The organism is Actinocrispum sp. NPDC049592, assembly GCF_040675465.1.
Lineage (GTDB): Bacteria > Actinomycetota > Actinomycetes > Mycobacteriales > Pseudonocardiaceae > Kibdelosporangium.
Genome location: NZ_JBFAPA010000012.1, coordinates 108906 through 127372 on the forward strand (window position 1 = coordinate 108906; position 18467 = coordinate 127372).

Consider the following 18467-nt stretch of genomic DNA (forward strand, 5'->3'; position numbering starts at 1 on the left):
CAGCGGATGATTCTAACCACGTTTCGAAGCCGCTCATATGAGCTGAACGGGTGTACTCATCACCAGACACAAATCGGACAACGCGGTCGGAGATGATCACCTGGAAGGGGGCCGCGAGTACGCACAGTGTGGATCGAGAACGTTACTCCGGAGCTCAATCACTTCCGGGATCGCGATCACGTGAGAGAGCAACATTCCCTCCTCGCCTACCGCTCCCGGTTGGCTGGCCGGCAAACGCCGGGACCAGGGCCGGGTCGTTGAAGGCGGTGATGCGGGCGATGTGCGGGCCGACGAGGGTGAGGACCTGGATGCCGTACGGGGTCAGGCCCGCGTCGGTGTGTTTGCCGACGATCAGAGCCGGCTGGGCGTTCGCGTAGGTCGCGGTGAGATGCCAGAGGGTGGGGCGCAGGACGTGAGTGGTGAGGAAGCCGAGGACGGCGGTGCGGCCGGTGAACCACGTTGGGGTGGGCGGCATTTCGAGCTCGACGTCGGCGCGCAGGAGGGTGATGAGGGCGCCGGGGTCGGCTCGGGTGAAGGCGTCGACGTAGTTGTTGAGCAGGGTCTGTTGCGCTGTCGCAGAGGGTTCGGCGAGGTCTTCCTCAACCGGACCGGCTTCGGCGAGGCGGGTGCGGGCACGGCGGAGGGCGCTGTCGACGGCCGCGACGGTGGTGTCCAGGATCTCGGCCACCTCGGCGGTGGAGAACGCCAGGACATCGCGGAGGGTCAGCACGGCTCGTTGCCGCGCGGGCAGATACTGCAGTGCCGCGACGAAAGCCAGGCGCACCGACGCGAACGTGTCGGGGTCGAACGGCGCGGGCTGGAGCCACGGCACCGCGGGCTCGCGGGCGGCCAGCGTGATCTGGTGATCGCTCGACGGCGCGCCCAGACCGGACGGAAGTGGCCGCCGGGAGCGGGTTTCCAGCGCGGTCAGGCACGCCGTCGTCGCGATCTTGTACAGCCACCGCCGGACCGACGACCGCCCCTCGAACCGGTCAAAACCCCGCCAGGCCCGCAGATACGTCTCCTGCACGAGGTCCTCGGCGTCATGGATGGACCCGAGCAGCCGGTAGCAGTGCGCGAGCAGCTCCGGCCGGAACTGCTCGGTCACAGTGAACTCCGGCGGCATGGTCCTCTCCCGGGCGGCGGCACCGTCCACTCTAGACCGGCCGCAGCCCGCCGCCGGCGACCACATGTTCCGGTGCGCTGTCCGCGTCCCCGGCGACCTCCAGCACCGCCTTGGCCACCTGCTCGGGCGTCAAAGCCGGTTGCAGCCGCTCGGCGAACGCGTCCCGCGAGATGCCCTCCCGCTCGGCATATCCCATCACCCCAACGGATCCAACGCCGGACGGCGTCAGCTGCGGCAGCAGCGCGACGAACCGGATCCCCAGCCCGGCCCGCGCCGACTCGTCGGCCGCGTACCCCCGGATGTACCGGATCGCGGCCTTCGCGCTGGCGTACCCGCCGCTCAACGGCGAACCCTGCAAAGCCGCCCCACTCGACATCGCGACAACCACACTCCCGGGCGCCAACGGTTCCCGCAACGCGGCCCGGGTCCACTCGAAGACATGACGCGTGTCGACGTGCCAGTTGCGGGAGAACGTCTCCCAGGTGTGTTCGTGCACCGGTGCCATGTGCGGCGTGGCACCGGCGTTGAGCACCAGCAGGCTTGGCCGGTGCTCGCCGATCACCTCATCCGCCAGCCCTTCCTCGGTGACATCCGCGACCAGCGGGATGAACGCCGAACCCAGCGAGTCGCCCACCGCCCGCAACTCCTCCGCATCCCGGGCGACACCAACGACATCCGTCCCCGCGGCCACGAGGGCGGCAGCGATCGCCCGCCCGAACCCCCGGCTGGCACCAGTGACGACAGCGGTCTGAAACATCGCACTCTCCGAACTAGTCGAGATCAGTCCGGATCAAGACCGGCGCCGCCCCGGAAAACCGTCGCCGAACGGCGAGAAGTGACCCAGATCACCCCCGAGCGGGGTCGGCGCGGTGACTACGGCACGTACTGCGTTCCGGCGCGCCAAACCTGCTTGATCATCCGCGTGGCGGTGATGTCGGTGCAGGGGTCGCCCGCCACCAGCACAAGATCCGCTTGCCTGCCCGCCTCGACATAGCCGCGGTCGGTCAAGCCGAACACGTCGGCCGGCACGGATGTCGCCGCCGACAACGCGTCAACCGGAGACAACCCAGCCAGCACAAGGAGTTCCAGCTCGCGGTGCAACGAAGCGCCGTGGCTCCCAGCCAGAACCATCACGCCCGCTTCGTGCAGCATCCGCGTGCTCCGCATGGCGTGGTGCAAGCCGCCGCGGGTCTGCACGGTTGTGGTGGCCCTGGTGGAAATCGGGTTTCTCGCCGAGAGTTCCACCCTGGTCAGCGACGGCACGACAGCGGCGCCTTGCACCGTGATCCGCTCGACGAGGTCCTCTGGGAGCGGCTCGTCCACCGGCAGGTTCGCGATGATCTCGGTCTGCTGGGCCAACGCTGTCCGCACCGAGCCGACATCCGTGACGTGCGAGCACACCAGCGTTGTCGGCAGGCGGTCGGGCAGCTCGTCGACCGCGGCCGACGCTCTGGCCAGCTCGGCCGGGAACATGTCCAGCTCGGTCGTCACGCCGAGCGACAGCGTCGGCCCAGGCACGTGCGCGCAGGCATCGATCAAACCAGGCAGCAAGGTGTGCCCGCGGCCGACGACCAGCTGGTGACCAGGGCCGGGCGGCGCGAGCAGCGAGCGGTGCGCCACCGCGACGATGCGCTCGCCGTCCAGCACGACGGTGGCCTCGTCGTGCACGGACTCCCCGTCGAACAACCGGACGTCGTTGATCTGGATCATCTGTTCCCCATCGGAGGCGGCCTGGTCCTCACCGTCCCATGGGCTCGCAGACATCCGGTATACGTCTCGTCAACGCAGCATCTGCGCAGGCCGGTCGCCCGCAGGTCACGGCGTTATGGGCGGCCGGCGTGCGCGGCCGGTGCCTGTGCGGTGCGGACTTCGCCGGTTTCGGGGCCGGTCAGCAGGCGCTTGATGTTGTCCTCGAATGGTTCCCGCATGTGCCAGTCGGCGGTGAGCATGAACAGCGTCCTGCCGTCCGGGCCGCCGAGCGTGCAGGCGAAACCCGCCTGGTCCAACGGCACCGTGTCCAGGATCTGGCCGCCTTCGGCCACTCTGAGGCAGACCGGGCGGTCGTCGTTCCAGCCGGGGGTCCAGATCGCCCCCTCGGCGTCCATCACGATGCCGTCGCCCGGCACCGGCGCCCACACACGGCGCCGCGAAAGGCCGCCATCCGGTTGGATGTCGAACGCCGTGAGGGTGCCCGCGAAGGACTCGGAGACGATCAACGTGCGGTTGTCCGGGGTGACCACCATGCCGTTGGGGAACGCGATCTGCGAGGCGACTTGGCGGACCTCGTCGTCGGTGGTGATGACCGCGACGAACCCCGGCGCCGCGCCCTCGTCCGGGTGAAAATCCGTGCCGCCGTTGACATAGATGAAACCGCGGTTGTCCACGACGATCTCGTTCAGGCCACCGCCGAGCCCGCTCAGGTCCACGTGGTCGACCAGCGACCCGTCCGGTTCCTGGCGCAGCAGCCGCCCCTCAGGCCCGCACACGACCAGCAGCCGTCCGTCCGGCAGCCAGTCGATCGAGAACGGGATGGTGGTCGGCACCTTGGCCATCACCTCGGCCGACCCGTCCAGCCCGACCGCGAGCACCTCCTGCGTTCCCCAGTTGCACAGCCACAACCGGCCGTCGCGCCACCGCGCCGACTCACCGATCTTCAACCCGCTCAGCAGGACCATGACCGAACTCCTCGTGTCGAAGGAACACCTCCCACACGAACGGCGACCGGCCGGATCGACACTTCACACGACCTGGATCGTCCCCATCATCATCATGTCCTCGTGCTCGAGGTTGTGGCAGTGCATGACGTACCGGCCGCGGTACCCGGTGAACCGCGCGATCACCGACACCAGCTCGGTCGGCCGCAGGTCGACCGTGTCCTTCCAGCCCGCGTCATACGGTCCGGGCTCCTCACCGTTGCGCGACAACACCTGGAACTGCGCGAGGTGGATGTGGATGCTGTGGTGGAAGTCGGACACGAACCGCCAGATCTCGGTGTCGCCGAGGCGGGGTGAGGCCAGCGGCGTGTCCGGGTCGAACTCCTTGTCGTTGATGGTCCACACATCGTGGTACCGGAACAGGAAGTCGCGCGTGACCGTCGCCGGGCCGAGTGAGTCGATCGTGCTCAGCCGCGCCGGGATGGACGTGGTGTCGGTCAACGGTTGCCCGACGCGCAACCGCATGACCTGGGCGGTGGGCCCCTCGCCCAGCCGGTTCACCAGCGTGACCTCCTGGCCGGGCTGGTAGTGCGAGAAGTCGACCACCACGTCGAAGCGTTCGGCTGGCGCGACCTCGATGTTGTCGTGGCTCAACGGTTCCGCGAGCAGACCACCGTCCGAACCGATCTGCACCAAGGGTGACACTGGGTCGAGCGCGAGGTCGTAGCGACGCGCGTTCGAGGCGTTGAGCAGGCGAAACCGGTAGCGCGCGGCAGCCACGGACAGCACCGGCCAAGGCGCGCCGTTGACCAGGATGACGTCGCCGAGCACGCCCGCCATGGAGTCGTGCGACATGCCGGGGTACAGCAACTCGCCGTCCGCGGCGAACGACCGGTCGGTGATCATCAACGGGATGTCACGGTCGCCCCTGGGCACTGGCAGGTTCTCGTCGTCCTCGATGAGGTGGAACCCCATCAGGCCGCGGTAGTTGTTCGGGGCGGTCGAACCCATCGTGTGGTCGTGGTACCAGAGCGTAGCGGGCCGTTGCCGCAACGGGTATTCGTAGATCCGCGAGCTGCTCGGGGACACCAGATCGGTGGGAAAACCGTCACTCTCCGGTGGGGTCTGGCCGCCGTGCAGGTGGGTCACCGTGGGCGCCGGGAGAGCGTTCGTCCGTTTGATCACGGTTCGCCGGCCGGAGCGGGACACGATCGTCGGACCGGGGAAGATCCCGTTGTAGCCCCAGATCTCGGTGGACCGGCCGGGCAGGATCTCCTGGCGTGCCACCGATTCGGTGACCTCGTAGTAGTCCGCGTCCGGGAAGTCGGGATGGCTGCCCGGTTTCAGCACGGGCGGCACCGGCAGCGGACGCGTGAACGGTGTGGGCAGCGGTGTCTGGCTGGCTACCTCCGTGCCGGTCTCGGCACTCTGGGCCAGGTAAGGAATGGCGGCACCGAGCGCGACCGTGCCGCCCGCGATGCCGAGGAACCGGCGGCGCGAGACCCTCATGCGGCATCCCGGACCAACCGGTCCGCGGGCCGGTGCGTGCACACCCACAAGGCGAACCAGCCGGTCGTCGCGACCAGCGCGACCCCTAGCGGGACGTGCAGGCCGATGACCCGCACGAACCCCAGCATGATCTGCGTCGTCAAAAGGACCGCCTGGACCACGGCCGCCGGGATCAGCCACCGCGGCGCCCGCAGCCTGCGCCGGGCGATCACCGCGGCGATGACCTGGATCAACGCCAGGACGAACACCCCGAAGTCGGCGTTGTTCTCGTGGAACGCGAGCATGCCGAAGTCACCGGAGAGGAACCGGCCGGCGAACACCGGTTCCAGGAACGTGTCGACGGCCAGGACGACGCTGACAACCCGTAACAGCGTCCAGGGCCACGCTTGTGCGGTCACGGCCGTAGTCTCACACGCGCCTTGGTTACGGTGGTCAGGTGACCTACAGCTATCTGTCCCACTTGGACTGTGCCCGGTGCGGTCGCCGTTACGACGCCGACGTGGTCAACAACCTGTGTACCTGCGGATCCCCGCTGCTCGCGCGCTACGACCTGGACGCGGTGCCGACCGGGCCTTCGGACATCTCGGGCAGACAGCCGTCGCTGTGGCGGTACCACGAGGTGCTGCCGGTGCGGGATCCCTCGAACGCGGTATCCCTGGGCGAGGGGATGACGCCTTTGCTGCCTTTGGGCGCTTTGGGGCGGGACATGGGCGTACCCGGGCTGTTGATGAAGGACGACGGGCTCATCCCGAGTGGTTCTTTCAAGGCTCGCGGGGCCGCTGTGGGGGTGTCGCGGGCGGCTGAGCTCGGTGTGACCGGCATTGCCATGCCGAGCAACGGGAATGCCGGTGCCGCTTGGGCTTTGTACGGTGCGCGAGCCGGGATCCGGACCGTCGTTGCCATGCCGGTGGACGCGCCTTCGATCACGGGCGCCGAGTGCGTGGTGAGCGGGGGCTCGCTTTACTTGGTGCGCGGGCACATCGGGGATGCCGGCCGGATGGTCGCCGACCTTATCGCGCGTTCTTCCGGGAAGTTGATGGATGCGTCGACCCTGAAGGAGCCGTACCGCATCGAGGGCAAGAAGACGATGATGTACGAGATCGCCGAGCAGCTGGGGTGGCGGTGTCCCGACGTGATCGTGTATCCCACTGGTGGCGGGGTCGGGTTGATCGGGATTCACAAGGCTTTGCGGGAGATGCTCGCGCTCGGCTGGTTGTCGGGGCCTATGCCACGGTTGGTGGCGGTGCAGTCCTCGGGATGTGCGCCTGTTGTTCGTGCTTTTGCCGCTGGGGCGCGGGAAGCCGAGGCCTGGACCGATCCGGTGACCATCGCTTTTGGACTCACCGTACCGAAGCCGTTGGGAGACTTCCTGATCCTGGACGCCTTGTACGACACGGGCGGGACCGCGGTGGCGGTGGACGACGAGGAGACCCTCGCGGAGCAGGCTCGATGCGCTCGGCTGGAAGGGGCTTTCGTCTGCCCTGAGGGCGCTGCTGCTTTCCGGGCGGTGCGGTCACTTCGTGCGGACGGGTGGATCTCGGCCGCTGATTCCGTTGTCGTGCTGAACACCGGGGCTGGGATCAAGTATCCGTCGACAGTGTCTGTTGATGCTCCGGTGTTCTCTCCTGGGGATGAGCTTCCGGGGCTCTAGGGGCCTCGCCGGAGGGGGGCGTGCCGAGGCGGTCACGGAGGGAGTTCTTGGGGACTGGTACGACTGTTGTGGCGCGCGGGAGGCCCATTTCGGGGGTGCCGACGTAGAGGGACTCGGCCTTGCCGATCAGGTAGGTCTCGTGCCAGATGCCCACCGCTTTACTGGCGAACCCCCTGCCGCGGTAGAACTTCGCCCATCGGGGCCGGTGGCTGGCGTCCGGGTTCGTGGCGTAGGCCAGCAACTTGTCCAGGGACTCCCAGTACTGCAGGATCATCGGGCCGCCCGGGCCGACCAGCAGGCGGTAGCCGAGCATTCCCTTGTCCCGCTCGGCGTTCAGCTCGTCGATCATCGGCTTCACCGACAGGAACGTCGGCAGCCAGAGGTCCGGCCGCCACCACCTGTTCAGCGTCATCCCGATCATGAACACCACCAGCCCGCCCTCGTGCCGGTGGGTCATCCGGGGCAGCGCCGATGGCTTCACGCGGCTATCTTTCTGGGTCCCGACCAGTGAAAACACCAGAATTGTCGGTGGGGTGGTGCAGACTGTGGCACGTGGAATTCTTCTGCTACCACCGGGACCGGACCGGGTCGGCGAAGCTGCGGGACGAGCTGGTCGAACGGCACTGGTCCTACATGGACGGGTTCGTCGAAGAGCTGATCGCGCGTGGGCCGACGTTGGACGGCGACACGGCGACCGGCAGTGTGCACATCGTCGACCTGCCGGACGCCGCGGCCGCGCGCGCGTTCGCCTTCGACGAACCCAACTATCAGGCGGGTGTGTACCGGGATGTGTTGTTGAGGCGGTGGCGCAACCTGCTGGGGCGCACCATGTGGGAGTTCCCCGGTGGCCGGGAGGGCGGCAACCGGTACCTCGTGCTGGGGCTTGGTGAGGGGCAACCGGTCGATCTCGACCTGCCCGCGGACACCGACGAGCTGGTCGCGTACGGGCCGTTGTTATCCGACGACGGTGCCGCCTGGCTGGGTACGGCGGTGCTGCTCAGGGCGCCCGGCGCGGACGCCGCACGCGCCGTCCTCACCGCCGATGGGTATGACGTGATCGAGGTGCACGACTTCGAGTTCGGCGGGCGTCGATGAGTCACGCCCGGCCGAGGGTGATCAGGTCGGTCAGACCGAAGCGCGGTCCGGCCGCGGGAAGGGTAGGTGTCCAGTCTGGGTGCAGGTTCAGATAGCTCGTGGGGTCGGCACCCAGCAGTCCGATGAGGACCTCCGCCACGATCCGGCCGCCGACCGGACCGAGCAGGTCGCCGTGGCCGCGGTGCTCCGCCTCCTTGAGGATGTAGAACCACAAGGGAGTGCCGTCCGGCCAGGGGTGGTCCAGTTCGGCCGCGGTCAGCGGTGGCACGCCGAACAGCGCGGCGATCGCCTCGCCGCTCGGCAGCTTGGTGCTGTCGCCACGCAGTAGGTCGCGCACGGCCAGCGAACGGTACGCGGCAACGGTCACGGCGCCGGTGATCTGCTCGGGCAGGCCGATCAGGCTGGCGGCGAGCCGTCCGTCGATCCGCTTGGCGCGCTGCGCGGGCGGCCGTCCCGGCATGTCGAAGATCTGCGCGAGGTCCAGGCGGCGGTCCATCGGGCGGAACCCGACCAGGTCCGGGAACAGCGGCACCGCCGGCCCGTCCTCGACGAGCCGGTAGCTGTGCCGGATCTGGCCGTGGCCGTAGCGGAAGGCCGCGTGCGAGAACTCGAGCGGGATGTAGGCCTGCGACGGTGCCGGCGCGAACCACCGGCCGCCTTCGGCGAGCACCCGGCCGACCAGGTCGGCGCCGACGACCCTGGGCAGGAAGTCGTGCGCGACGACCCACTGGTAGTGCCAGGTGAGGGTGGTCCGCGCCTGCTCGAAGACGTCCTGCTCGGGCACGCCCTTGGCGCGCAGCCGGTCGACGATGTGGTTGTGCGCCTTGAGCAAGGCCACGTGCAGGGTGAGCGCGAACAGGTGGGAGTCGTTGCGCGGGTCGCCGATCAGGGCCACGCCCTGCTGGTTGCGCGGCACGTCGTTGCCGTCCGGGCTGAGCAGGAACTTCGCGGGATCGTCGAGGTCGAACAGGAAGGGAGAACCGATCTGGCCGTCCGAGTAGAGCATCTCCAGGTTCAGCTCGGGGGTGCGGGCGTTGCGCAGCCGCTTCGGGTGCACGCCGTCGCTGATCGCTGACCGGTCGGCGGTGGTGTCGTGGGCGATCAACTGCCCGAAAAACGGCCACCCCGCAGCTTCAGCGGCGTCCTCACCCTGACCGTTGAGCTGGTCGAGGACGGGCGCGGAGTCGCAGATCCCACCGTGCCCACCCATGTGCATCAACAGCCGCGGCTCGGTGTCCAGCGGGTCCATTCCCGGGAACATGTGGGCGTAGTCGGGCGGCTCAGCGCTGCGTTCCTTGGCCTCGACGGCGCCGAGCAGGCTGCGCAGCCCCGCCTCCTGCCGCTGCACATCCACCGGGTCGTACAGCCACCGGTCGAGCTCCGCCTCGTCCGCCCGGCTGGTCTCGGCCTCGGCCAGCTCGACGCGAACGTTGTCCTCCAGCTCATGCAGGAAGGCGCTGTCACCAGTGGGGGTGCTCATACTGCTCCAGACCCAGACCCGATAACCGTGAACGGACGCCAGCTCAGACCAAACAGCCCTCCAATCTGTGACACCCCCACACCCCAGCCGCGAAACGTCGCCTGGCTGAGCACCATCCGCACCGCGGTCGCCCCGTCACCGCACGATGCCGTGGGGGTGGCGTTCGGCTTGGCCGGGTTCGAGGGGCGCCTGCCCCCTGAGGTGCCCTGCGTGCCGCGTGGCGGTGAGTTGGATGTGCCCAGCCTGGCGAAGCTCCCGGGGTCGGCTGCCCGGCACCTCTGGACCCGCGCCACCTCCGGAACCGCACCTGCCGAGCGCCATCGGCAGTACGGCCGCCCGCCGCTGCAACACATCAGGACCGCCAGCCGGAAACCCCCGCCAGGCCGAGCACGCGCACCACGCCCCGGGCGACACCTCAAGACCGATGCCAGCCCCGGAGCTTCGCCGGGTTGAGCACGATCCACAGCGCGGCCACCCGAGCGCCGATTGTGTCGACGCCGACCACGGCGATGGCCTGGCCGGCGCGGCGCAGTGCGAGCCCGGAGCGGCCGTTGATCGCCTCGATCGACAGTTCGGTGTCCGGTTGGCCGCACAGCAGGACAACGGCGAGGTGCGCTACGTCGTCGGCGCCGGAGACGACGCCCATCGCGGTGGAGACCTGGCCGCCGCTGTCGCACACGGCCACGGCGTCGGTGTGCAGGGCCGCGCGCAGGCCACCGACCGCGCCCAATCCGCACGCGTCGGCGAACCTGCGCACCACCTGGTCATGCCGGTCGAACATGCTGCCTCTGCTCTCGCCCCATCGCCACACATGACCTGACAGGGCGCCGATTTGTGACGTCAGGCACCACCTGGCAACGCGGTGAGCTTCGCCGGGTTGAACATCCACAGCACCTGGTCGATGCCGTCCGCCGTGGCGGTGACCGTGACCACGGCGACCAGCGACCCGTCCCGCCGGATCACCGCGGAGGTCTGACCGTTGGTGGTGGCCCACTGGATGTCGGTGCCGTCCCAGAACCAGTCCGCTACCGCTGCCAGGAACTTCGCCACCCGGAGGGTGCCCACCACCGGCCGCCGCGACACCCGCACCGCGCCGTTGCCGTCCGACATGCTGGTGACGTCCGGCGTGAAGAGGCGCTCCAACGCGGCCATGTCGCCGGAGCGGGCGGCGGCGAGGAAGGTGGTCAGCAGCTCCCGTTGCTCGGTAGGGGTCGCTGGTGTACGCCGTTCACCGGCCATGTGTTTGCGGGCCCGGCTGACCAGTTGCCGCACTGCCGGTTCGGTGGTCTGCAGGATCTCCGCGATGTGGGCATAGGCGTAGTCGAAGGCCTCGCGCAGGACGTACGCCGCGCGTTCGTTGGGGGTGAGCTTCTCCATCAGCAGCAGGGCCGCGAACTCCAGGGCCTCACCGCGTTCGGCGCCCAGGTAGGGATCCGCACTGGTGTCCACCGGTTCGGGCAGCCACGGCCCGATGTAGGTCTCCCGCCGGACCCGGGCGGACTGCAGCTCGTTGATGGCCAGCCGGGTCGTCATCGTGGTCAGGAACGCCGCCGGGTTGTGCACCGCGGCACGGTCGGTGGCCTGCCAGCGCAGCCAGACCTCCTGGAGCAGGTCCTCGGCCTCGGCGGCGCTGCTGAGCATCCGGTAGGCGATCCCGAACAGGCGGGGCCGCAGTTCGGTGAACACCGCCGCGGCCTGCGCCAGATCCACTCCGGACTCAGGCATCTCACTCCTCTGTCGGTCCCTGCTGCCGGAACACATCGTGGCGCGAACACATGCGAACGCCAACACGAGTGGTGGGTTTTGACACATCCCGTAGATTCGGGGCGCGATGGACATGAACAAGGCGAGCATCACCCGGGTGCACGACGCGCTCCTGGGTGGCACGGAGAACTTCGCGGCCGACCGGGCGGTCCGCGATCGGCTGGTCGCCATCGACCCCGAGTTTCCCGCTGCCGCCAAGGATGTCCGGGCGTTCCTGGCCCGGGCGGTGCGGTTGCTGGTCCGCGAGGGCCGGATCACGCAGCTGCTGGACTGCGGCCTGTTCCTGCCGATCGCCTACAACTCGCACGTCGTGGCGCAGCAGATCGTCCCGGACTGCGCGGTGGTGTACCCGACGATCGATCCGTTCATCCTCAAGGAGGGCCAGAACCAGCTGGCCCGCAACGACTACGCCCATGTCACGGATGTGAACATCAGTCACGCGGACCGCGTGCTGGCCGACCCCGTGGTCCGCGCGCACCTGGACTTCAACCGGCCGATGGGGCTGCTGCACCTGGTGACGCTGCACCACATCCCGGACCACGACGACCCGTGGCTGACGATGGAGCGCTACATCGACGCCCTCGCGCCCGGCTCGTTCGCGATGATCGCCCACATGCTCGACCCCGGGCCGGGCAGCGAGCTGTCGGACACGATCGGGCGTATCGGCCAGGTGTACCGGGCCGAGCTGGGCACCGGCTGGCCGCGCAGTGCCGAGCGGATCCGCGACCTGCTGCCCAAACTGCACTGGCTGGAGCCGGGCCTGGTGCCGGTCGGCGACTGGCGGCCGGAGGCGCCGAGGACTGGTCCGCCCGGCGCGATGCAGCGGCTCATCCTCGGCGGAGTGGCCTACAAACCCTGAACTGGCAACGAACATCCCTTGGGCGCGGCGCGTCCGGTGCGTATCGTTTGCTCGGTTTGCCGGATCCCACGCCAGTGAGCGAGCGACGATGCCGAGCGTTCAGGAGAACAAGGACCCGGCCGCTGGCGGGCGGGCAGCATGTCCGCGGCGAAGTTCCGCGAGCGCTGCCAGTCCGCGGGGATGACCTGCGTGCTCCAGGAGCTCGTCCCCTGGGGTGGTCCCGACTTCACGACCGCATATCGGTGTTCCAGAACAAGCCGAAGCGCCCGCTCGCCCGCACCCGCGTGCTCGAGAACGACCGGTTCTTCCCGCAGGTGCACAGCCGCGCCGCCGGGGAGATCCGCACCCACACCCGCCAGTTCCGCCTCTGACCTCTGTGGACACACGCGCACCCCGCCACCGGCGACAGCAAGGCGCTGATGGCGGGGTGAAGCGCTGATCAGGGCACGAGTTTGTCCAGTGTGATCGGCAGGTCGCGGACCCGCTTCCCGGTCGCGTGGAAAACGGCGTTCGCGACGGCCGCGGCGACGCCGGTGATGCCGACCTCGCCGACGCCCAGCAGCCCCAACGGCATGGTGGGATCCGGGTCGCCGATCCAGCTGACGTCGATCGGTGGGATGTCGGCGTGCACGGGGACGTGGTACTCGCCCAGGCCGGCGTTCATGATCCGGCCGGTGCGGGGGTCGAACAGGGTCTCCTCGGCGAGGGCCATGCCGATGCCCATGATGATGCCGCCGCGCAGCTGGCTCCCGGCGGTCTTGGGGTTGATCACCCGTCCGACGTCGAACACGCTGGTCCAGCGCGAAACCCGGGTCTCACCGGTGTCCTGGTCGACCCGGACCTCGCAGAAGTGCGCGCCGGTGGCGGCCCGGACGTACCGCCGGTCCCGCAGCAGCCGGCGCATCATCTTGAGCTGCCCGGCGACCTTGCCGAACCGGGTATCCGACCCCACGGCGGCCTCGACGAACGGCACACCGGCCTTCGCCAGCACCTCCTGCGGTGAGGATCCCGTCGCAGCCCCGGCCTTCTTGGCCAACGACTCCAGCGAGGCCCGCGCCTTCGCACACACCTCCAGCACACTCGCTGCCACACTGGCGGTCTGCAGCGACCCACCCGCCAAAGGCGCTGCGGGCAAAGCAGAATCGCCGTACTCGACCCGCACGGACTCGACCGGCACGCCCAACGCGTCGGCCGCGATCTGGGCCTGCACGGTCGCGGAGCCCATTCCCATCTCCTGCATCGCGCACCGCACCAGCACGCTGCCGTCCGCCGAGACCCGGACCGTGACGTTCGCGCTGAACAACATCAACGGGTGAAACGCCGAAGCCACACCCGTCCCGACCAGCCACCGGCCGTCCTTCGTGGACCGGGGCTCCGGCGACCGCGCGGACCACCCGAACCGCCGGGCCCCCTCGGCGTACGCCTCGCGCAGCATCCGGTGGGCGAAAGGCTTGCCCTCCAACGGGTCCCGCTCCGGCTCGTTCAGCATCCGCAGCTCGATCGGATCCATGCCCAGCGACACGGCCAGCTCGTCGACGGCCGACTCCAGGGCGAACGACCCGATCGACTCACCCGGCGCCCGCATCGAGGAGGTCGGCAGGATGTCCTGCTCGACCGCACGCTGCTCCAGCAGCATGTTCTCGGCGGCGTAGAGGTGCCGGGACTGTGACGTGATCGGCTCGGACTGCCCACCGGTCCGGCCCACCCGCGCAACACTCTTGTGCACCAGCGCGGTCAGCTTTCCGTCCACAGTAGACCCAAGTGCGACCTGTTGAACCGAGGGCGTCCGGCCACCGACGGTCCGGTACACCCCTTCGCGCGTCAACGTCAGCCGCACCGGCCGGCCGACAGCCCGGGCCGCCAAAACGGCGAGCAAGGTGCCAGGCCAGACAAAACCCTTGCCACCAAAGCCACCGCCGACGTAAGGCGCGATCACCCGGACATTGGCCGCCGGAACCCCGAACCGCATCGCGATGTGCGTGCGGAACCAGTCGATGCCCTGGGTGGCGTCATGGACCGTGAGCCGGTCCCCGTCCCACACGGCGGTGGTCGAATGCGGCTCGATCGCGTTGTGGTTGTACGGCGGAGTCGTGTATCGCGCCTCCACCTTGACCGCCGCGGCGGCCAGCGCGGCCTCGGCGTCACCCTTCTTCCCGCCGGTGGGAATGAACGCGTTCCCCTTCACCAGGGGCGCCGACGGAACACCGGCCGCGAAGTCCACAAAGGACTCAGCGGGCCGGTACGACACGTCGACCAGCGCGGCGGCTTCCTTGGCGGCGTCCGAGGTCTGCGCGACGACGACCGCGACGGGCTGCCCATCCCAGTGGATCTCGTTGGTCTGCAGGTAGTTCACCGAGCTCGCGGACACGATCGTGCTCAGGTTCACCATGCTCTGCTTGGGCGCGGGCTTCATCGGCGGGGCGTTCTCGTGCGTGATCACCTTCAGCACACCGGGGATCGCCGACGCCTCGGCCGTGTCGATGGCCGCGATCTGCCCACGGCTGATGGACGAGTGCACCACAACGGCATAAGCCAGCCCGGGATAGGCGTGTTCTGCCGAGAACTGGGCAGTGCCAGTCGTTTTGGCCACACCATCGACTCGGTCGACGGGCGCGCCGACGGCTTTGCCGCGCTGCTCAACGGCGGTCATGCCGCGTCCCCCTTGCTGGCGAGCTGCCGGAGCACGGCAACGATGGTGCGCTCGGCGAGCCCGATCTTGAACTCGTTGTCCGGCCGCGCTGTGGCGGCCGCGAGCTCGGCCGCGGCGGCGCGCCGGAAGGTCTCCTCAGTGGCCGGCGCGCCCACCAGGACCTCTTCCGCTTTGCTTGCCCGCCAAGGCTTCGCGGACACCCCGCCAAGCGCGAGCCGCGCCTGCGTCACAGTCCCACCGTTCACTTCCACGGCAGCACCGACCGAAACAAGAGCGAACGCATACGAGGCACGGTCGCGGACCTTGCGGTAGCGCGAGTTCGCCGCGATCGGCAACGGCGGCAACTCCACCGCGGTGATCAGTTCGTCCGCCGCGACGGAGGTCTCCTTGTGCGGGGTCTCCCCTGGCAGCAAGTGGAAGTCTGCCATCGGGATCCGGCGAATCCCGCGTGTGCTCTCCACTTCGACGACGGCGTCCAGCATCGCGAGCGCCACGCACATGTCCGAAGGGTTCGTCGCGATACAGCCATCGCTGACGCCCAGAATGGCGTGGTTGCGGTTGAACCCGCCGATGGCGTCGCATCCGCTGCCCGGGACCCGCTTGTTGCACGCGGACGCGCGATCGTAGAAGTACAGGCAACGCGTGCGCTGCAACAGGTTCCCGCCGACGGTGGCCATGTTGCGCAGCTGGGCCGAGGCGCCCATCAGCAAGGCCTGGGACAGCACCGGATACCGCGACCTGATCAGCGGATGTGCGGCCAGGTGGCTGTTGCGCACCAGCGCCCCGATTCGCACACCACCGTCCGGCAGCAGATCCACGCCGGTCAGCGGCAGGCGGGTGATGTCGACGACGGTGTCGGGCTGCTCGATGTTCCCGCGCATCAGGTCGACGAGGTTGGTCCCGCCGCCGAGGAACTTCGCGTTGGGCGCACTGGCGATCGCGCTGACCGCGGTCCGCACGTCCGGCGCGCTGACGTAGGCGAACGACTTCATGAGGAGACCTCCTCGGTCTCCGGCTCGGCCACTTCCTGGATGGCGCGGACGATGCCGTTGTAGGCGCCGCAGCGGCACAGGTTGCCGCTCATCCGTTCGCGGATCTCCTCCTCGGTCAGCTCGCCCGGTTCGGCGTCGGGCTCGGTCACCGCGCTCGGCGCGCCGTCCTTGTGTTCGGCCAGCATGCCGAGCGCCGAGCAGATCTGGCCGGGAGTGCAGTAGCCGCACTGGAACCCGTCGTTGCGGACGAACGCCGCCTGCAGCGGGTCGTCGACGCCCTCGATCGTGGTGATCTCGCGGCCGTCGTACTGCACGGCCAGCGCCAGGCACGAGTTGATCCGCTCGCCGTCCGCCAGCACCGTGCACGCGCCGCAGGCGCCCTGGTCGCAGCCCTTCTTGGGGCCGGTCAGCCCCAGCCGCTCGCGTAGCGCGTCGAGCAGGCTGACCTGCGGCGGGATGTCCAGAGCCCGGTCTTGCCCGTTGACTCTGATGGTTACCTCGACCACCCTGTCTCCTCCGGCAGCGGTCAGTTAAGAGAACGACGTCACTTTATTAAGAGTCTGCCGTTCTGTAAACCTCGGCCGTATGATGTCTGAGGGATGTCTCAGTCAAGTTTTCGCCGCGCACGGCGACCGGAACAGAAACTGGAGCGGCGTACCGCGATCCTGAACGCGGCCAGGGGGCTCGCCGTGCGGGACGGGGTGCGCAACGTCAGCCTGGGCGACATCGCCGGCGAGGTCGGCCTGGCGAAGTCCAATGTGGTGCGGTACTTCGGCACCCGCGAGGAGATCTACCTCGAGCTGACCGCCGAGGAGCTGCGGGACTTCGAGCAGGAGGTCCGCGCCCGCCTGGAGCGCACCAGCGGCCTGGAAGGCGTCGTCGAGGCGATCGTCGACACCCTGGCCGCGCGCCCGTTGTTCTGCGACCTGATCAGCGAGTGCACGACCACCCTGGAGCGCAACATCTCCCTGGACGTGGCGCGCGGTTTCAAGCTCGACACGATCGGCGCCACCGCCGGGCTGGGCGCGGCGATCGCCCGGGCGCACCCGTTGCTGACCGAGAGCGAAGGCGCCGAACTCGCGGGCGCGGCGGCGTTGCTGGCCGGCCTGCTTTACCAGATGGCCACCCCCGCCCCGGTGCTGCAACAGCTTTACGCGCAGGAGCCGGCCATCGCCGCGGCCCGTCTGCCGTTCGTCCCGACCCTGCGGCGCACTCTGCTGGCGATGGCCACCGGCCTGCCCGCCCTGCGCGAGTCGGCGCCCTCCTAGCCCACGATCCGTTTGGCGCCGTAGTAGTCCGAGCCGCCGTTGGACAGCGGCGCGGACTTCACCGGTACGCCGTACGTGGAGGCGTGCACGATGTTGCCGTTGCCGATGTACATGGCGACGTGGTGGATCGAGGACGCGCTGCCGCCGTAGAACAGCAGGTCGCCGGGCTTCAGCTGGTCCTTGGGCACTGAGCGGCCGACCCCGAACTGGGCGCGGCTCGTGCGCGGCAGCTTGACCCCCGCCTGCCCGTACGCCCACATCGTCAGCCCCGAACAGTCGAACCCACCCGGCGCGGTCCCGCCCCACACATACGCGTCGCCTCGCCTGCTCAGCGCCGCGTTCACCGCTCGCTGCGCGGCATCCGCTGCGCCGCCACCGTCACCACCGCCGGGTGGCGGAGGCGGAGGCGGGGCCTTCGTCGTGGGGTTGTTGGGCTTCGGGGGCGGCGGCGGAGCAGGTGGTGCGTCCGGTGGCCCGGCGAGCTGTGCCTTCTGCGCCGCGGTGAGCCGGTCCAGATCCGCCTTGACGGTCGCGATCTTGGCGTCGAGCTCCTTCTGCTTGCCCGCGATCTGGTCGGTCAACCGGGCCGCCGCGTCCCTGGCCTCGCTCGCCTTCTGCTGCGCCTGCGCCGCCTTTCGCTGCGCCTCGGCCGCGGCCAGCACCGCGTTGGCCATCGTGGCCATCGTCTTGTTGCTCTCGGCGGCCAGCACCGACAACGCCGTCGAGCGGTCCAGGAAGTCACGCTGCGAAGTGCCAGTGAGGAACGCCGACATCTTGTCGAACCGGGCGCCGCGGAACCGGGCGCTGCTCAGCTCGTCGACCTGGCCGCGGAACTCCGCCTGAGTGGCCCGCGCCTGCACCTCGGCCCGCTGGGCGTCGCCGAGCTCGGCGTTCGCCTTGTCCAGCTCGGCCTGCTTGGCCTTCTTGTCCTCAGTGGCCTGCAGGAAGTCCTGGTGCACCTGCTCGGCCTCGACGTTGAGCTTGCGGTACTGCTCCACCGCATCGGCCTGGGTGGCCGGCTGCGCCGCCGACACCTGGGGTAAGCCGCAGACCGCCGCCAACACAGCGGAAACCACGAACACCCGGCTTAACCGCGACGAGGGCATCGTGATCTCTCCTCCGACCTGTCGAACGCAAAATCACGGACAGGTTACGGATTGATCTCGGCCACGTCCACCACTTCCGGCAAACTCCCGCTCGGCGCAGATCACCCGAAGATGTGAACCCCGAGCGAACGGTCCACTCGCACGCCCAAACCCTCGGCCCACCCCTCCCACCTCGATAGACTGGCCGCAGGGGTGCCCCCCAGTGGAGGGTGGGGGCTGGAAACTCACGGCAAGGCGCGTTTGCGGGATGCGGCATTTGGCGCATGCGCGCGACCACGCAGCCCGACGTCCCATGCACAGGACAGCGCCACGG

Annotated in this window: 19 protein-coding genes; 5 read left to right on the forward strand and 14 right to left on the reverse strand. The window is 69.1% G+C overall.

What is annotated here, in order from left to right; translation table 11 throughout:
- Positions 1-154: 154 nt before the first annotated feature.
- The 6 genes from AB0J95_RS28205 to AB0J95_RS28230 form a co-directional block, all read right to left on the reverse strand.
- On the reverse strand, positions 155-1126 hold the full coding sequence (locus tag AB0J95_RS28205) for an RNA polymerase subunit sigma-70 (RefSeq protein ID WP_364764035.1): 972 nt from the start codon (positions 1124-1126) through the stop codon (positions 155-157).
- 31 nt (positions 1127-1157) lie between these two features.
- On the reverse strand, positions 1158-1883 hold the full coding sequence (locus AB0J95_RS28210; RefSeq protein ID WP_364764038.1) for an SDR family oxidoreductase: 726 nt from the start codon (positions 1881-1883) through the stop codon (positions 1158-1160).
- Between the two features lie 116 nt (positions 1884-1999).
- Positions 2000-2890 carry an amidohydrolase family protein gene (locus AB0J95_RS28215; RefSeq protein WP_364764041.1) on the reverse strand — a complete coding sequence of 297 codons (891 nt, stop codon included), beginning with the start codon at positions 2888-2890 and terminating at the stop codon, positions 2000-2002.
- A gap of 59 nt (positions 2891-2949) precedes the next feature.
- Positions 2950-3801, reverse strand: coding sequence for an SMP-30/gluconolactonase/LRE family protein (locus AB0J95_RS28220; RefSeq protein ID WP_364764044.1), 852 nt, complete (start codon positions 3799-3801; stop codon positions 2950-2952).
- A 63-nt stretch (positions 3802-3864) separates the two neighbouring features.
- Positions 3865-5289 (reverse strand): multicopper oxidase family protein, encoded by a 1425-nt coding sequence (locus AB0J95_RS28225; protein ID WP_364764047.1) that lies wholly within the window; start codon positions 5287-5289, stop codon positions 3865-3867.
- Positions 5286-5687: a hypothetical protein gene (locus AB0J95_RS28230; RefSeq protein ID WP_364764050.1), complete on the reverse strand. Its 402-nt coding sequence runs from the start codon at positions 5685-5687 to the stop codon at positions 5286-5288. The genes AB0J95_RS28225 and AB0J95_RS28230 overlap by 4 nt, the downstream gene beginning before the upstream one ends.
- Positions 5688-5725: 38 nt before the next feature.
- Here AB0J95_RS28230 and AB0J95_RS28235 point away from each other — a divergent pair, with 38 nt between their 5' ends.
- Positions 5726-6940, forward strand: coding sequence for a threonine synthase (locus tag AB0J95_RS28235; RefSeq protein WP_364764053.1), 1215 nt, complete (start codon positions 5726-5728; stop codon positions 6938-6940).
- On the opposite strand, the gene AB0J95_RS28240 is transcribed toward AB0J95_RS28235, so the two are convergent.
- Positions 6870-7421, reverse strand: a complete 552-nt coding sequence (locus tag AB0J95_RS28240) for a DUF4188 domain-containing protein (protein ID WP_364764056.1) — start codon at positions 7419-7421, stop codon at positions 6870-6872. The genes AB0J95_RS28235 and AB0J95_RS28240 overlap by 71 nt on opposite strands.
- Before the next feature lie 71 nt (positions 7422-7492).
- Between AB0J95_RS28240 and AB0J95_RS28245 the strand changes: the two genes are divergently transcribed.
- Positions 7493-8035, forward strand: coding sequence for a YciI family protein (locus tag AB0J95_RS28245; RefSeq protein WP_364764059.1), 543 nt, complete (start codon positions 7493-7495; stop codon positions 8033-8035).
- 1 nt (position 8036) lies between these two features.
- On the opposite strand, the gene AB0J95_RS28250 is transcribed toward AB0J95_RS28245, so the two are convergent.
- From AB0J95_RS28250 to AB0J95_RS28260, 3 genes are all read right to left on the reverse strand, one after another.
- Entirely contained in the window at positions 8037-9515 is a 1479-nt protein-coding gene (locus AB0J95_RS28250; RefSeq protein WP_364764062.1) for a peroxidase family protein, read from the reverse strand.
- Positions 9516-9930: 415 nt separating this feature from the next.
- A complete protein-coding gene (locus AB0J95_RS28255; RefSeq protein WP_364764065.1) occupies positions 9931-10296 on the reverse strand; it encodes a hypothetical protein in 366 nt (121 codons plus the stop codon).
- Between the two features lie 59 nt (positions 10297-10355).
- The gene (locus AB0J95_RS28260) at positions 10356-11240 is read right to left on the reverse strand and encodes an RNA polymerase sigma-70 factor (RefSeq protein ID WP_364764068.1); all 885 of its coding nucleotides are present in this window, start codon (positions 11238-11240) and stop codon (positions 10356-10358) included.
- Between the two features lie 106 nt (positions 11241-11346).
- Here AB0J95_RS28260 and AB0J95_RS28265 point away from each other — a divergent pair, with 106 nt between their 5' ends.
- The gene (locus AB0J95_RS28265) at positions 11347-12138 is read left to right on the forward strand and encodes an SAM-dependent methyltransferase (RefSeq protein WP_364764071.1); all 792 of its coding nucleotides are present in this window, start codon (positions 11347-11349) and stop codon (positions 12136-12138) included.
- 242 nt (positions 12139-12380) lie between these two features.
- Positions 12381-12509 (forward strand): hypothetical protein, encoded by a 129-nt coding sequence (locus AB0J95_RS28270; RefSeq protein WP_364764074.1) that lies wholly within the window; start codon positions 12381-12383, stop codon positions 12507-12509.
- A gap of 68 nt (positions 12510-12577) precedes the next feature.
- Here the strand turns inward: AB0J95_RS28270 and AB0J95_RS28275 are convergent, their stop codons facing one another.
- From AB0J95_RS28275 to AB0J95_RS28285, 3 genes are read right to left on the reverse strand one after another with little or no spacing between them, the layout of a single operon-like run.
- A complete protein-coding gene (locus AB0J95_RS28275; protein ID WP_364764077.1) occupies positions 12578-14788 on the reverse strand; it encodes a xanthine dehydrogenase family protein molybdopterin-binding subunit in 2211 nt (736 codons plus the stop codon).
- A complete protein-coding gene (locus AB0J95_RS28280) occupies positions 14785-15780 on the reverse strand; it encodes a xanthine dehydrogenase family protein subunit M (protein ID WP_364764080.1) in 996 nt (331 codons plus the stop codon). The genes AB0J95_RS28275 and AB0J95_RS28280 overlap by 4 nt, the downstream gene beginning before the upstream one ends.
- A complete protein-coding gene (locus tag AB0J95_RS28285; RefSeq protein WP_364764082.1) occupies positions 15777-16286 on the reverse strand; it encodes a 2Fe-2S iron-sulfur cluster-binding protein in 510 nt (169 codons plus the stop codon). Before AB0J95_RS28285 ends, AB0J95_RS28280 begins: the two co-directional genes overlap by 4 nt.
- Positions 16287-16379: 93 nt before the next feature.
- Here AB0J95_RS28285 and AB0J95_RS28290 point away from each other — a divergent pair, with 93 nt between their 5' ends.
- Positions 16380-17048: a TetR/AcrR family transcriptional regulator gene (locus AB0J95_RS28290; protein ID WP_364764085.1), complete on the forward strand. Its 669-nt coding sequence runs from the start codon at positions 16380-16382 to the stop codon at positions 17046-17048.
- Here the strand turns inward: AB0J95_RS28290 and AB0J95_RS28295 are convergent.
- On the reverse strand, positions 17045-18154 hold the full coding sequence (locus AB0J95_RS28295) for an NlpC/P60 family protein (protein ID WP_364764088.1): 1110 nt from the start codon (positions 18152-18154) through the stop codon (positions 17045-17047). The genes AB0J95_RS28290 and AB0J95_RS28295 overlap by 4 nt on opposite strands.
- Positions 18155-18467 lie beyond the last annotated feature (313 nt).